This window comes from Magnetospirillum sp. UT-4 (genome assembly GCF_902729435.1).
Lineage (GTDB): Bacteria > Pseudomonadota > Alphaproteobacteria > Rhodospirillales > Magnetospirillaceae > Magnetospirillum.
In genome coordinates, this window is record NZ_CACVCG010000043.1 from 1 (window position 1) to 13,308 (window position 13,308).

Below are 13,308 nucleotides of genomic sequence, written 5' to 3' on the forward strand. Positions count from 1 at the left end.
TGCGAGTCAACTGCATCGTCCCTGCGAAAAAATGGCCATCGACTTCGGCGCCTCCGGCCCATTCGCGTGCCAGCCCGCATTTGACCGGCACCACCAAACCTTATTAAGCTGCGTCTTCGTCGTATCCTTCCGCCGAGTGGTGCCAATGTCTGTCGACCAGCGTACTTTCCGCAAGGCCCTGGGGTGTTTCGCCACGGGCGTGACCGTGGTCACCGCGATCCACCCCGAGACCAAAGCCCTGGCCGGCGTGACCGTCAGCGCGTTCTCGTCGCTGTCGCTGCAGCCGCCTCTGGTGCTGTTCTGCCTGGGCCACCAGACGTCGAGCCTGGATGCCTTCGTCAAGGCCGGTCGCTTCGCCGTCAACATCCTGGCGGAATCCCAGCGCGACCTGTCCAACCGTTTCGCCAGCCGCGCGGCGGACAAGTGGAACGGCGTCCAGTGGGAAGCCTGGGACAGCGGCGCGCCGATCCTGGCGGGCTGCATTGCCAATCTGGAATGCTCGGTGGTGACCACCCACCAGGGCGGCGACCACATCATCTTCGTCGGCCATGTCGATCGGCTGCGGCAGCAGGAAGGCGGCGCGCCGCTGGTCTATTTCCGTGGCGGCTACGTGGATTACGCCCCGCCCTCCGCCTGATCGGGCTATTCCCCCAATGCGGCGCTGGTGCCCAGCAGGCGCGCCGGATAGCCGGCGGCGCCCAGGGCTTCGACCATGGCCCGGATGTGGGCCGGATCGACCGCTTCCACCACCACGTCCAGTTCGGCGTGCTTGACCGGGACGTCCTGGAACAGCCGCTGGTGGCTGACCTCCAGGATGTTGCCGCCCTGGGCGCCGATCAGGGTGGCGACCTTGGCCAGGGTGCCGGGGGCGTCGGAAATCTCGATGCGAAGGCGGGCCAGACGGCCGGCGCGGACCAGCCCGCGCATCAGCACCGACGCCAGCAGGCGGCTGTCGATGTTGCCGCCCGAGACCACGATGCCGACCCGGCGCCCGGCGAAGGCGTCCGGATGGGCCAGCATGGCGGCCAGGGCGGCGGCTCCGGCGCCCTCGGCGACGATCTTGCGCCGCTCCATCAGTACTGCCACCGCCCGCTCGATGGCGGCCTCGTCGACGCAGAGGACGTCATCGACCAGCGCGTCGACCAGGGGGCGGGTGAGGAGTCCGGGGCGCTTGACCGCGATGCCCTCGGCCAGGGTCTGCAGCGCCATGTTCTGCGGCGAGCGCGCCGGCTGCCGCGGCGAAGCGGCGGGGCGGCGGGCCATGGTGGCGTAGCCCTCGGCCTGCACGCCGACGATGCGGATGGCGGGGACCAACGTCCGGGCGGCCACCGCCATGCCGGCGATCAGCCCGCCGCCGCCGACCGGAACCACCAGGGTGTCGAGTTCGCCGCCATCGGCCAGCAGTTCCAGGGCCACCGTGCCCTGGCCGGCGATGATGTGGGGGTCGTCGTAGGGGTGGACGAAGGTCAGGCCCTCGGCGCGTTCCAGGTCGCGGGCATGGGCCTCGGACTCGGCCAGCCCCTCGCCGTGCAGGACCACGCGGGCCCCCAGGGTCTCGGTGCGCTCGACCTTGGTGAACGGCGTCGCGGCCGGCATCACGATGGTGGCGGGAATGCCGAGCCGGCGCGCATGCCACGCGACACCCTGGGCGTGGTTGCCGGCCGACATGGCGACGACGCCCCGGCCGGCCTCGTCGGGGGCGAGCGCCAGCAGGCGCACCAGGGCGCCGCGCGCCTTGAACGATCCCGAGACCTGCAGGTTTTCCAGCTTCAGCACCAGCCGCGCCGCGCTCACCAGATCGTCGAGGCCGGTGGCCGGGACGGTCGGGGTGCGCTCCACATGGCCTTCGATCTGCCGGGCCGCCGCCTGGATGTCGGCCGCGGTGACGGTCACAGACCGGGTTCCAGGGTAAGGACCGCCGCCCCCTCCGGCGCCGGTCCGATGGGTACGCCCTTGTTGCCCGCCCAAAGGTGCGCCATGTCGCCGAAATGGCGCGACAGGGGATTGCCGGATTGCCCGGTGGCGGTGACGAAGCGGCTGTCGTCGAGGTCGGCGAGGTCGAACACCACCCGCAGCCCGGCGCCGTGCAGGTGGCGGAACCCCTCGGGGTCGTAGCTGCCGCGGCTGATGGTGAAATCGTCGCCGTCAGTGGCGAGGTCGATGCGGAACCATCCGGCCAGAAGCGGCAGGCGGTCGATGACCGGGTCGGCGAAGATCGCGCGGTGGACCGCGCCCCACCTCCAGGTCTCGATGCCGGAGCCATGGCGGGCCGCCAGTTCGGCGACGGCACCATCCAGCGACGCAGCGATCTGCTGGTCGCACGATTCCGCCTCGGTGGTGGCGACGTCGTCGCACCAATGGCGGTTGCGGGTGAGGGCGGCGCCCAGCACATAGGGCCGGAGCAGATCGAACGAGGCGAAATCGGCGCCCAGCTCGTCGGCGAACAGGCGGCGCCACAGGTGCTTCATCCAGGTGGCGAAGATCAGCGGCTCGGGCTTGTCGGCAGCCATGGTGGCGTCCCACGCGGCGATCCGCCGCGCCGCCTCGGCGGCCAGGGGCAGGGCGGCTTCCGGCACCCCCAGCAGGTCCTTCACCTCCGCCGCCGCCAGCGAGAGCGCATCCATCTGCATGGCGGCCATGGCCTCGGTGTCCAGGCCCTGTGCGCGCCCCAGCAGGTCCTGGATGCGCTGGGCGCGGTAGCCCTCGGGCCATGCGGTGGCGATGGCGTAGGGATAGCGCGGGCCGGCCACCCGGTTGTTGGCGTTGACGATGACGCCCGCACGCGGATTGACCACGCGCGGCAGTTTTTCCGGCGGCACCCAGCCGGTCCATTCGGCCTCGCGGGTCCAGCCGCGCAGCGGCACGGCGCCGTCGGCGCCCCGGCGCACGGGCACCCGGCCGGCGGTGGCGAAGGCGATGGTGTCCCTGGTGTCGGCGAAGGCGAAGTTCTGCACCGGGGCATGGAAGTCGGCGAGGGCGACCGAGAAGGTGCGCCAGTCCACTGCCCGGTTCATCCGCAGCAGCGCCTGGGCGGTCCGGTCCTCGGGTTCGAGGAAGGTGGCACGCAACGCCACCACTTGGTCGCCGCCGGTGATCCCCAGATCCGAAATCACCGGCCCGTGGATGGTCTCGCGGATGGTGAGGGTGACGTCGGCGGCGTTCCTGACCCTGATGGTCTCGTCGCGGCTGCGGAAGGGAAGCGGGCCGCGCGGGGTGACATAAGCGCCGTCGCCGGCCGGCCGCTCCACCACCAGATCGACGGTGTCGGCGTGGGTGGTGGTGGTGCCCCAGGCGATGCGCCCGTTATGGCCGATCAGGTGGAAGGGCACGCCGGGAACGGTGGCGCCGGTCAGCGACAGCCCGGGCGCGTCGAGCTTGGCCAGGTACCACAGCACCGGGGCGCGGAAACCGAGATGGGGATCGTTGGCCAGCAACGGCTTGCCGGTGGCCGAACGGCCCCCCGACACCGCCCAGACGTTGGAGGCGAGGTGGGGCTGAGCCGCCTCGGGCAGGGTGGCGAGGATCGCATCGGCGGTCGCCGCCGACAGGGTGACCGGCGCTTCGGCGGGATAGCCGGGCCACAACTCGCCCAGCCGGCGGGTGTCCAGATTCCGGGCCAGCTTGCCCTTCAGCACCTCGTCCTTCCAGTTGTTGCTGAGCTGGAGTGCCAGCAGCCGGCCCCAGACCAGGGAATCGGCGGGCTGCCATGGTTCCGGCCGGGCGCCGAGCATCAGGAACTGGGGCGGCAGGCGGTGGCGATGGCTTGTCAACCACGCATTGACGCCCTCGGTATAGGCGGTCAGGACGTCGCGGGTGGGCTTGTCCAACTGCTCGAACCCGGCCTCGGCGAGACGGTACAGGCCCAAGGTCCGCATGAAGCGGTCATTGCCCAGCCCGGCCTCGCCCACCAGTTCCGCCAGCCGGCCGGCGCCGATGCGGCGCTGCAGCTCCATCTGCCACAGGCGATCCTGGGCATGCACCCAGCCCAGCGCGAAATAGGCGTCGTGGATGGACTTGGCGGCGATGCGGGGGATGCCGGCATCGTCGCGGGCGACCGTCGCCGGCTGGCGCAGCCCGCTCACCGGCACCGTTCCGTCGATACGCGGCAGCGAGCTCATGATCCACAGGAAGGCCGAGGCGGCGACCACCGCCGTGATCAGCAGGACCAGATTGGCCACCTGGGCGGTCCGGCTCATCTCTATGCCGAAGGTCGCCTGCAGGTCGGGCGGCGCGGTGTCGGCGTCAAGCTCGTGCACAGGTCCTGCTCCGGCAACGGGGACCGGCAAGTGGTAGAACGAAGGCCACCCGTGCGCAAGTCCATTAAGGTGGAAACCCGCCGCATTTTCCTGTGGGACCGTCCCATGCTATAGGGTGGGGTACGGACACCACCTGACCGAGGACACCCATGATCGGCAAGCTCAATCACGTCGCCATCGCCGTTCCCGACCTGGACGCGGCCACCCGGCTGTACCGCGACACGCTGGGGGCCAAGGTGTCGGAGCCGGTGCCGCAGCCGGCGCACGGCGTGACCGTGGTGTTCGTCGAACTGCCCAACACCAAGGTGGAGCTGCTGCACCCGCTGGGGGACAAGTCGCCCATCGCCGCGTTCCTCGAAAAGAACGCCGCCGGCGGCATCCACCACATCTGCTACGAGGTCGACGACATCCTGGCCGCCCGCGACAGGCTGAAGGCCGAGGGGGCGCGGGTTCTGGGCGACGGCGAGCCGAAGATCGGCGCCCACGACAAGCCGGTGCTGTTCCTGCACCCCAAGGATTTCTGCGGCACCCTGGTGGAACTTGAGCAGGCGTAGTCCATGAACTGGTACTGCGACGTGGCGCCGGGGCATCCCTACCACCAGCCCTATCACGACCTGGAATACGGCGTCCCGCTGGAGGACGAGGCGGCGCTGTTCGAGCGTCTGTCGCTGGAAATCTTCCAGGCCGGGCTGTCCTGGCTGATCGTGCTGAAGAAGCGGCCGGCGCTGGTGGCGGCGTTCGACGGCTTCGACCCCGACCGCGTCGCCGCCTATGGCGAGGCCGACATCGCCCGCCTGATGGCCGATGCCGGCATCATCCGCAACCGGCGCAAAATCCTGGCGGTGATCGAGAACGCCCGCCGCCTGCCGGCCCTGCGCGCCAGCCACGGCTCGCTGGCAGGCTGGATCAAGGCCAACCATCCGCTCTCCAAGGACGAATGGGTCAAGCTGTTCCGCAAGACCTTCGTGTTCATGGGCGGCGAGGTGGTCAACGAATTCCTGATGAGCATCGGCTATCTGCCCGGGGCGCACCGCGAGGACTGCCCGGCCTTTGCCCGCATCGCCCCGCTGCGGCCGGCCTGGATGGAGGAGATGAGAGCGCTGCGCCGCAACTCATAGGGCGCAGCGCTCCTGCGAGCATTGAGCGAGCGGCCAAGGGCGCGGATGCGCCCGCCCGGCGAGGGCCGGATCAAGACTCTCGGTCCGAAACGCAGAACGGCAGGCCAGCCAAGCTGAACCTGCCGTCCCTGCGTCTCCGCGCCAAGGCGACCCGTGGGCCACCCGGCGACCTCCTCCCTAAACCTGAGCCGCATCTCGGGGCGTCGTTTTCGACTTCCCCAGCACCCACTTGGGCGGGCTTGGCGCGCACTGTAAGCAATTTCGTGATGAGCGTCATCATTTTTTTTCATGAATCTTTCGTGCCGCGGCGTGTGCGGGAAACTTGTCGGCAGGCCCCCGATTGGGGCACCCTGGCAGGGATTGCAGCGGCATCGGGAGTGTCGGTCATGGTGGTGCGTATCGCGATGGCGGCGGCCTGTAGTCTGGCCGTGGCCTGTCTGGCTCCCGGCGTTGCCGCGGCGGAGGAGAAGATCACCATCAGCAAGCGCGATTGCGCCCGCCTGTTGCGCCACCAGCCGCGCCCCGACGTCGCCTATCAGCCCGGCATGGACCACAAGGGGCGCAAGGTGGCGCCGGCCGATCTGCCCGGCAGCGGCGGCGCCGCCCTGCCCAATCTGGTGCCCGAGGTGATCGAGATCCCGTTGTCGGTGATGCCCATGTCGGGCAAGGCCTACGCCACTCATGGGCTGGGGGATTCGCAGATGTCGCTGGGCTCGGTGAAATACGACATGGGCCGGAACAGCTTCACTCTCAACGGCCAGCCCCTGGGCGACCGGGACCAGCAGGCGCTGGCCGACGCCTGCGCCAAGCGCGGGGTGAAGTAGGGCAGCGGCAACGGGACACGTTGTCATCGGCTCAGGCTTTGCCTAAAGTCGGCACCCCGTTTCCGCAGTTCCCGAGGCCGCCATGCGCCTGTCCCGTTTTTTCCTGCCGACCCTCAAGGAAACCCCCGCCGAGGCGCAGATCGCCTCGCACCGGCTGATGCTGCGGGCGGGCATGATCCGGCAGTCGGCCTCGGGCATCTACACCTGGCTGCCGCTGGGCTGGAAGGTGCTGCGCCGGATCGAGCAGATCGTGCGCGAGGAGCAGGACGCCGCCGGCGCCCAGGAACTGCTGATGCCGACCATCCAGTCGGCCGAAATCTGGCGCGAAAGCGGGCGCTATGACGCCTACGGCAAGGAAATGCTGCGCTTCAAGGACCGCCACGACCGCGAGATGCTCTATGGTCCCACCAACGAGGAACTGATCACCCAGATCTTCCGCGACAACGTCAAGAGCTACCGCGAGCTGCCCAAGATCCTCTACCACATCCAGTGGAAGTTCCGCGACGAGGTGCGGCCCCGCTTCGGGGTCATGCGCGGGCGCGAGTTCCTGATGAAGGATTCCTATTCCTTCGATATTGATTTCGAAGGCGCCAAGCGGTCTTACGAGGCGATGTTCAATGCCTACCTCAAGACCTTCAAGCGGATGGGCCTGACCGCCATCCCGATGACGGCGGATTCCGGGGCCATCGGCGGCAACCTGACCCACGAGTTCCACGTCCTCGCCGAGACCGGGGAATCGGGCGTGTTCTACGATGTCGCCTATGACGAGCTGGCGGCCAAGGACGCCATCGACCTGGAGGCGCTGGCCAAGCTTTACGCCGTCACCGACGAGAAGCACGATCCCAACTCCCCCGACTGCCCGCCGCCCGAACGCCTGAAGGTGGCGCGCGGCATCGAGGTCGGCCACATCTTCTATTTCGGCACCAAGTATTCCCAGGCCATGGGGGCGGTGGTGGCCGGTCCCGACGGCAATCCGGTGACGGTGGAGATGGGCTCCTACGGCATCGGCGTGTCGCGCCTGGTCGGGGCCATCATCGAGGCCAACCACGACGAGCGCGGCATCAAGTGGCCCGAGGCGGTGGCCCCGTTCAAGGTCGGGGTGGTCAACCTGAAGACCGGGGACGGCGCCTGCGACAAGGTCTGCGAGGACGTCTACCGCACCCTGTCCGAGCAGGGCGTCGAGGTGCTCTACGACGACCGCGACGAGCGGGCCGGGGTCAAGTTCGCCGACATGGACCTGATCGGCCTGCCGTGGCAGCTGGTGGTCGGGCCCAAGGGCGTGGCCGCCGGGGTGGTGGAGCTCAAGAACCGCTCCACCGGCGAGAAGCACGAACTGTCCGTCGAGGCCGCGCTGGCGCGCCTCACCGCCTAGGAGAGAACCATGGTCTTCGGCGCCTTCGAGCGGATGGTGGCGTTCCGTTACCTCCGCGCCCGCCGCAAGGAGGGGTTCATCTCGGTCATCGCCGGGTTCTCGCTGCTGGGCATCGGCCTGGGCGTCGCCACCCTGATCGTGGTGATGGCGGTGATGAACGGCTTCCGCCAGGAGCTGCTGGGGCGCATCCTCGGCATCAACGGCCATGTCGGCGTCTATGGCACCGCCACCGCGCTGGGCGATTACGATCCCCTGGCCGAGGCCATCCGCCGGCTGCCCTCGGTCACCCGCGCCATTCCCACCGTCGAGGGCCAGGTGATGGCGACCTCGCAGGCCGGCGCCGCCGGCGCCATCGTGCGTGGCGTGCGCCCCGACGACCTGCTGGCCCGCGACATCTTCCGCAAGGGCTTCAGCGGCGATGCCGAGGTGCTGCGCGGCGGCGATGCCGTTGTGATCGGCTACCGGCTGGCCGAGAAGCTGGGCCTGCGCATCGGCGACACCATCTCGCTGATCTCGCCCAAGGGCAACGCCACCGCCTTCGGCACGGTACCGCGCATGCGCGGCTACACCATCGCCGGCACCTTCAACGTCGGCATGTTCGAGTACGACAACGGCTTCATCTTCATGCCGCTGGAGGCGGCGCAGACCTATTTCCGGCTGCCCGGCGCGGTGACCCAGATCGAGGTGTTCCTGGACAACCCCGACCGGGTGCCCGAGGTGCGCGGCGAGATCTTCCGCCTGGCCGGCGGCAACGTCCGCATCTATGACTGGCAGCAGGCCAATGCCAGCTTCTTCAACGCCATCCAGGTGGAGCGGAACGTCATGTTCCTGATCCTGACGCTGATCATCCTGGTGGCGGCCTTCAACATCATCTCGTCGCTGATCATGCTGGTGAAGGACAAGGGCCGCGACATCGCCATCCTGCGCACCATGGGGGCGACACGGGGCATGGTGATGCGCATCTTCTTCCTGGCGGGGGCCTCGGTGGGGGTGGTGGGGACGGTGTTCGGCACCCTGCTGGGGGTGTGGTTCGCCACCAACATCGAAAACATCCGCCAGTTCATCCAGTCCATCATCGGCCGCGAGCTGTTCGCCGCCGAGATCTATTTCCTCACCCAGCTGCCGGCCAAGGTCGATACCGGCGAGGTGGTGGCGGTGGTGACCATGGCCCTGGGCCTGTCCTTCGCCGCCACGGTCTATCCCAGCTGGCGGGCGGCCAATCTGGATCCGGTGGAGGCGCTGCGCTATGAGTAGGCCCCCGGACCCCAACAGCGGCCTCAGGCTCGAGGGCATCCGCCGGTCCTTCCTCCAGGGCAAGGACGAGCTTCGCGTCCTCGACGGCGCCGATCTGGCCATCAAGGGCGGCGAGATCATCGCCCTGGTCGGTCCCTCGGGCGCCGGAAAGTCGACCTTGCTGCACATCGCCGGCCTGCTTGAGCGCCCCGATGCCGGCGAGGTCTGGCTGGGCGGCGAGGCCTGCGGCCGCCTGGGCGACGACCGTCGCACCCAGCTCAGGCGCTCCCATCTCGGGTTCGTCTACCAGTACCACCACCTGCTGCCGGAATTCTCGGCGGTGGAGAACGTCATCCTGCCGCAGATGATCGCCGGACGATCGCGGGCCGAGGCCCGGACCTCCGCGCTGAACCTGCTCGAACGCATGGGGCTGAAGGCCCGCGCCGAACACCGCCCCGGCCAGCTGTCGGGCGGCGAACAGCAGCGGGTGGCCATCTGCCGGGCCCTGGCCAACCAGCCCAAGGTGCTGCTGGCGGACGAGCCCACCGGCAATCTGGATCCCCACACCTCGGAAGCGGTGTTCGCCGAATTGCTGACCCTGGTGCGCTCCACTGGCGTGGCTGCCATGATCGCTACCCACAATCCCGATCTCGCCCGCCGCATGGACCGCATCGTGCGGCTGGAGGAGGGGAGACTGGTGTAGGATGCCTGCTACGCACGCCGATTTCGTCCATCTCCGCGTCCATACCGCCTATTCCCTCTCGGAAGGCGCCATCAAGATCAAACAGCTGGTCAAGCTGTGCGAGAAGGCGGCGATGCCGGCGGTGGCCATCACAGATACCGGCAACCTGTTCGGCGGGCTGGAATTCTCCACCTCCTGCGCCGATGCCGGCATCCAGCCCATCATCGGCTGCCAGCTGGCGGTGCGGCGCGAGGACGGGGCGCCAGCCAAGGACGGCCGCCAGCCGCCGCCCGACTGGGTGGTGCTGCTGTGCCAATCGGAAGGCGGCTACGCCAACCTGCTGAAGCTGATCTCGAAGGCCTATCTCGAGACCGATGCCGGCGAGACGCCGCAGGTGACGCTGCACGACCTGGAGGGCCGCGCCGAGGGCCTGCTGCTGTTGACCGGCGGCCCCGGCGGCCCCGTCAACCGGCTATTGACGGACGGGCAGGCCGACAAGGCCGAAATCCTTCTGGTCCGCCTGTCCCAGGCCTTTCCGAAGCGGACCTACGTCGAACTGCAGCGCCACGGCCTGGAGGCCGAGGACCGGGTCGAGCCGGCGCTGGTGGACCTGGCCTACAAGCACGACGTCCCCCTGGTCGCCACCAACGAGGCCTACTTCGCCGACCGCGGCATGTACGAGGCCCACGACGCGCTGATCTGCATCGCCGAGGGCGCCTACATCGCCCAGGACGAGCGCCGCCGCCTGACGCCAGAGCATTATTTCAAGTCGCCCGCCGAGATGCGGACCCTGTTCGCCGACCTGCCCGAGGCCTGCGACAACACCCTGGTCATCGCCCGTCGCTGCGCCTTCATGGTCGCCAAGCGCAAGCCGATCCTGCCGCCCTTCCGCATGGACGGCCTGACCGAGGCCGAGGTGTTGCGCAAGAAATGCTGGGAAGGGCTGGAGAAGCGACTGACCAAGCACGTCTTCCGCCCCGGCATGACCGAGGAGGAAAAGGAGCACGCGGCGAAGCCGTACCGGGAGCGTATCGAATACGAGATCGGCGTCATCGAGCAGATGGGCTTCCCCGGCTATTTCCTGATCGTGTCCGATTTCATCCAGTGGTCAAAGGCCCACAGCATCCCCGTCGGGCCGGGCCGCGGCTCGGGCGCCGGCTCGGCGGTGGCCTGGGCGCTGACCATCACCGATCTCGATCCCTTGCGCTGGGGCCTGCTGTTCGAACGTTTCCTCAACCCCGAGCGCGTGTCGATGCCCGACTTCGACATCGATTTCTGCCAGGACCGGCGCGAGGAGACCATCCGCTACGTCCAGGACAAGTACGGCTACCATCAGGTGGCCCAGATCATCACCTTCGGCAAGCTGCAGGCCCGCGCCGTGCTGCGCGACGTCGGCCGGGTGCTGCAGATGCCCTACGGCCAGGTCGATCGCATCTGCAAGCTGGTGCCCAACAACCCGGCCAATCCGGTGACCCTGGAACAGGCCCTGGAGGTCGAGCCGCAACTGAAGGACGCCCGCGACCGCGACGAGACGGTGGCGCATCTGCTCGATATCGGCATGAAGCTGGAGGGCCTGTACCGTCACGCCTCGACCCATGCCGCCGGTGTGGTGATCGGCGATCGCTCGCTGGACGAGCTGGTGCCGCTCTACCGCGATCCCCGCTCCGACATGCCGGTCACCCAGTTCAACATGAAATGGGTCGAGGCCGCCGGGCTGGTGAAGTTCGACTTCCTGGGCCTCAAGACGCTGACCGTCATGGTCACCGCGATCAAGCTGATCCATCAGAGCAAGGGCCTCTACGTCGACCTCTCGGCGCTGCCCCTGGATGACCCGGCGTCCTATGAGCTGCTGACCCGGGGCGACACCGCCGGCGTGTTCCAGCTTGAAAGCGCCGGCATGCGCGACGTGCTGAGGAAGATGCGGCCCAACCGGCTGGAGGACCTGATCGCGGTGGTGGCGCTCTACCGCCCCGGCCCCATGGATCAGATTCCGCGCTACATCGCCTGCAAGCACGGGCAGGAGCAGCCCGACTACATGCATCCCCTGCTGGAGCCAATCCTGAAGGAAACCTTCGGCATCATGGTCTACCAGGAGCAGGTGATGCAGATCGCCCAGGTGCTGTCGGGCTACAGCCTCGGCGGCGCCGATCTCCTGCGCCGCGCCATGGGCAAGAAGATCAAGGAGGAGATGGAGGCCCAGCGCAAGATCTTCGTCGATGGCGCCACCAGCCGCGGCGTCGAGGGCGCCCAGGCCTCGATGATCTTCGACAAGGTGGCCAAGTTCGCCGAATACGGCTTCAACAAGTCCCACGCCGCCGCCTATGCCCTGATCGCCTACCAGACCGCCTGGCTGAAGGCCAATCACCCGGCCGAGTTCATGGCGGCGACCATGACCTATGAAATGAGCAATACCGACAAGCTCAATTCCTTCCGCCAGGAGCTGGACCGCCTCAAGATCAAGCTGCTGCCGCCCGACATCAACAAGTCCCGCCACGATTTCTCGGTGGAGAAGACCGCCGACGGGCCGGCGGTGCGCTATGCCCTGGCGGCGCTGAAGAACGTGGGCGAGGGGGCCTGCCGCCAGATCGTCGAGGAACGCGACAAGGCCGGCCCCTACAAGGACCTGTTCGATTTCGCCCGGCGGCTGGACACCAGGCAGCTCAACCGCCGCCAGTTGGAGAACATGGTCCGGGCCGGCGTGTTCGACGGGCTCGAGCGCAACCGCGGCAAGGTCTTCGCCAACTGCGATTCCCTGCTGCGCTACGGCGCGGCCGAGGCGGAGCAGCGCGCCTCCAGCCAGATGAGCCTGTTGGGCGGCACCGTCGCCCCGGCGCCGAAGCTGGAGAACGCCTCCGACTGGTCGCCGCACGAGAAGCTGAACCAGGAATTCGACGCCGTCGGCTTCTACCTGTCGGCCCATCCCCTGGACGCCTTCGGCAAAAGCCTGAAGCGCCTGGGGGTGCTGCGCAGCGCCGAACTCACCGCGCATATCGAGGGCGGCGGCAAGGGCAGGGTGCGGCTTGCCGGTTCGCTGCTGGCCAAGCAGGAACGGACCTCGGCCAAGGGCAACCGCTTCGCCTTCCTGACCCTGTCCGATGCCTCGGGCATGTTCGAGGTCACCTGCTTTTCCGACGTGCTGGCGGCCTCGCGCGACCTGCTGGAGGCCGGCGGTCCGCTGCTGCTGGAGGTGGATGCCCAGTTGGAGGATGAACGCCTGCGCCTGACCTGCCAGCGCATCGCCTCCCTCGACCAGGAGGCGGCCAAGGCCGCCGCCGGCCTCAAGATCTTCATCCGCGACGAGGCCCCGGTCCGCGCCCTGGCCCAGCTGATCGGCAAGGAGCCGCGCGGCCGCAACCGCATCGCCATCGTCTCGCAGATCGGCAGCCGCGAGGTGGAGATCGGCCTCAAGCAGACCATCCAGCTGGGACCGGCCTTCATGTCGGCGCTGCGGTCGATGCCGGGGATCGCCGAGGTCGAGGAGATTTGACGGCCGGGTGGTGTGGATTGCCACAGCTGCCGCGAATATCACGATTATGTCATGCTTCCTCCATCGACCGCCCCTGCGGGAGGATGCCATGCGACGCTCCGTCATCCTTGCTCCCCACGGTTTTCCCTGCTGTGCCGTCCTGACCGGATTGGCGACCCTGGCCGTGGCGATGCTGATCCTTCTCAACCTCTTCGGCATGGCTTCCGTGGGCGGGGCCTTCGTGGTCTCGGCGCTGATCGGCATCGGGGCTTTTGCCGCGCGGCTGGGTTGACAGGGATTGACGCGGCAGGCGGCCCCGCATAATGAAGGGGAATACCCGCCCGGGCGGCTTCGATT

Annotated in this window: 11 protein-coding genes; 9 read left to right on the top strand and 2 right to left on the bottom strand. The window is 68.3% G+C overall.

What is annotated here, in order from left to right; genetic code table 11:
• The first annotated feature begins 145 nt into the window (after window positions 1-145).
• On the top strand, window positions 146-637 hold the full coding sequence (locus tag MTBUT4_RS05600; protein WP_173978685.1) for a flavin reductase family protein: 492 nt from the start codon (window positions 146-148) through the stop codon (window positions 635-637).
• A gap of 5 nt (window positions 638-642) precedes the next feature.
• Here MTBUT4_RS05600 and MTBUT4_RS05605 read toward each other — a convergent pair whose 3' ends face one another.
• Both MTBUT4_RS05605 and MTBUT4_RS05610 read right to left on the bottom strand, forming a co-directional pair.
• Window positions 643-1,893, bottom strand: coding sequence for a threonine ammonia-lyase (locus MTBUT4_RS05605; RefSeq protein ID WP_173978686.1), 1,251 nt, complete (start codon window positions 1,891-1,893; stop codon window positions 643-645).
• A complete protein-coding gene (locus tag MTBUT4_RS05610; protein ID WP_173978687.1) occupies window positions 1,890-4,256 on the bottom strand; it encodes a penicillin acylase family protein in 2,367 nt (788 codons plus the stop codon). The genes MTBUT4_RS05605 and MTBUT4_RS05610 overlap by 4 nt, the downstream gene beginning before the upstream one ends.
• A gap of 149 nt (window positions 4,257-4,405) precedes the next feature.
• Between MTBUT4_RS05610 and mce the strand changes: the two genes are divergently transcribed.
• The 8 genes from mce (at window position 4,406) to MTBUT4_RS05650 (ending at window position 13,243) form a co-directional block, all read left to right on the top strand.
• Window positions 4,406-4,810 carry a methylmalonyl-CoA epimerase gene (gene mce, locus MTBUT4_RS05615; protein ID WP_173978688.1) on the top strand — a complete coding sequence of 135 codons (405 nt, stop codon included), beginning with the start codon at window positions 4,406-4,408 and terminating at the stop codon, window positions 4,808-4,810.
• 3 nt (window positions 4,811-4,813) lie between these two features.
• Window positions 4,814-5,374, top strand: a complete 561-nt coding sequence (locus MTBUT4_RS05620; RefSeq protein WP_173978689.1) for a DNA-3-methyladenine glycosylase I — start codon at window positions 4,814-4,816, stop codon at window positions 5,372-5,374.
• A 386-nt stretch (window positions 5,375-5,760) separates the two neighbouring features.
• Window positions 5,761-6,198 (top strand): hypothetical protein, encoded by a 438-nt coding sequence (locus tag MTBUT4_RS05625; protein WP_173978690.1) that lies wholly within the window; start codon window positions 5,761-5,763, stop codon window positions 6,196-6,198.
• A gap of 82 nt (window positions 6,199-6,280) precedes the next feature.
• Window positions 6,281-7,570, top strand: coding sequence for a proline--tRNA ligase (proS, locus tag MTBUT4_RS05630; protein WP_173978691.1), 1,290 nt, complete (start codon window positions 6,281-6,283; stop codon window positions 7,568-7,570).
• 9 nt (window positions 7,571-7,579) lie between these two features.
• The gene (locus MTBUT4_RS05635) at window positions 7,580-8,824 is read left to right on the top strand and encodes a lipoprotein-releasing ABC transporter permease subunit (RefSeq protein WP_173978692.1); all 1,245 of its coding nucleotides are present in this window, start codon (window positions 7,580-7,582) and stop codon (window positions 8,822-8,824) included.
• On the top strand, window positions 8,817-9,506 hold the full coding sequence (locus MTBUT4_RS05640; protein WP_173978693.1) for an ABC transporter ATP-binding protein: 690 nt from the start codon (window positions 8,817-8,819) through the stop codon (window positions 9,504-9,506). Before MTBUT4_RS05635 ends, MTBUT4_RS05640 begins: the two co-directional genes overlap by 8 nt.
• Before the next feature lies 1 nt (window position 9,507).
• The gene (gene dnaE, locus MTBUT4_RS05645; RefSeq protein ID WP_173978694.1) at window positions 9,508-12,972 is read left to right on the top strand and encodes a DNA polymerase III subunit alpha; all 3,465 of its coding nucleotides are present in this window, start codon (window positions 9,508-9,510) and stop codon (window positions 12,970-12,972) included.
• 88 nt (window positions 12,973-13,060) lie between these two features.
• On the top strand, window positions 13,061-13,243 hold the full coding sequence (locus MTBUT4_RS05650) for a hypothetical protein (RefSeq protein ID WP_173978695.1): 183 nt from the start codon (window positions 13,061-13,063) through the stop codon (window positions 13,241-13,243).
• Window positions 13,244-13,308: the final 65 nt, after the last annotated feature.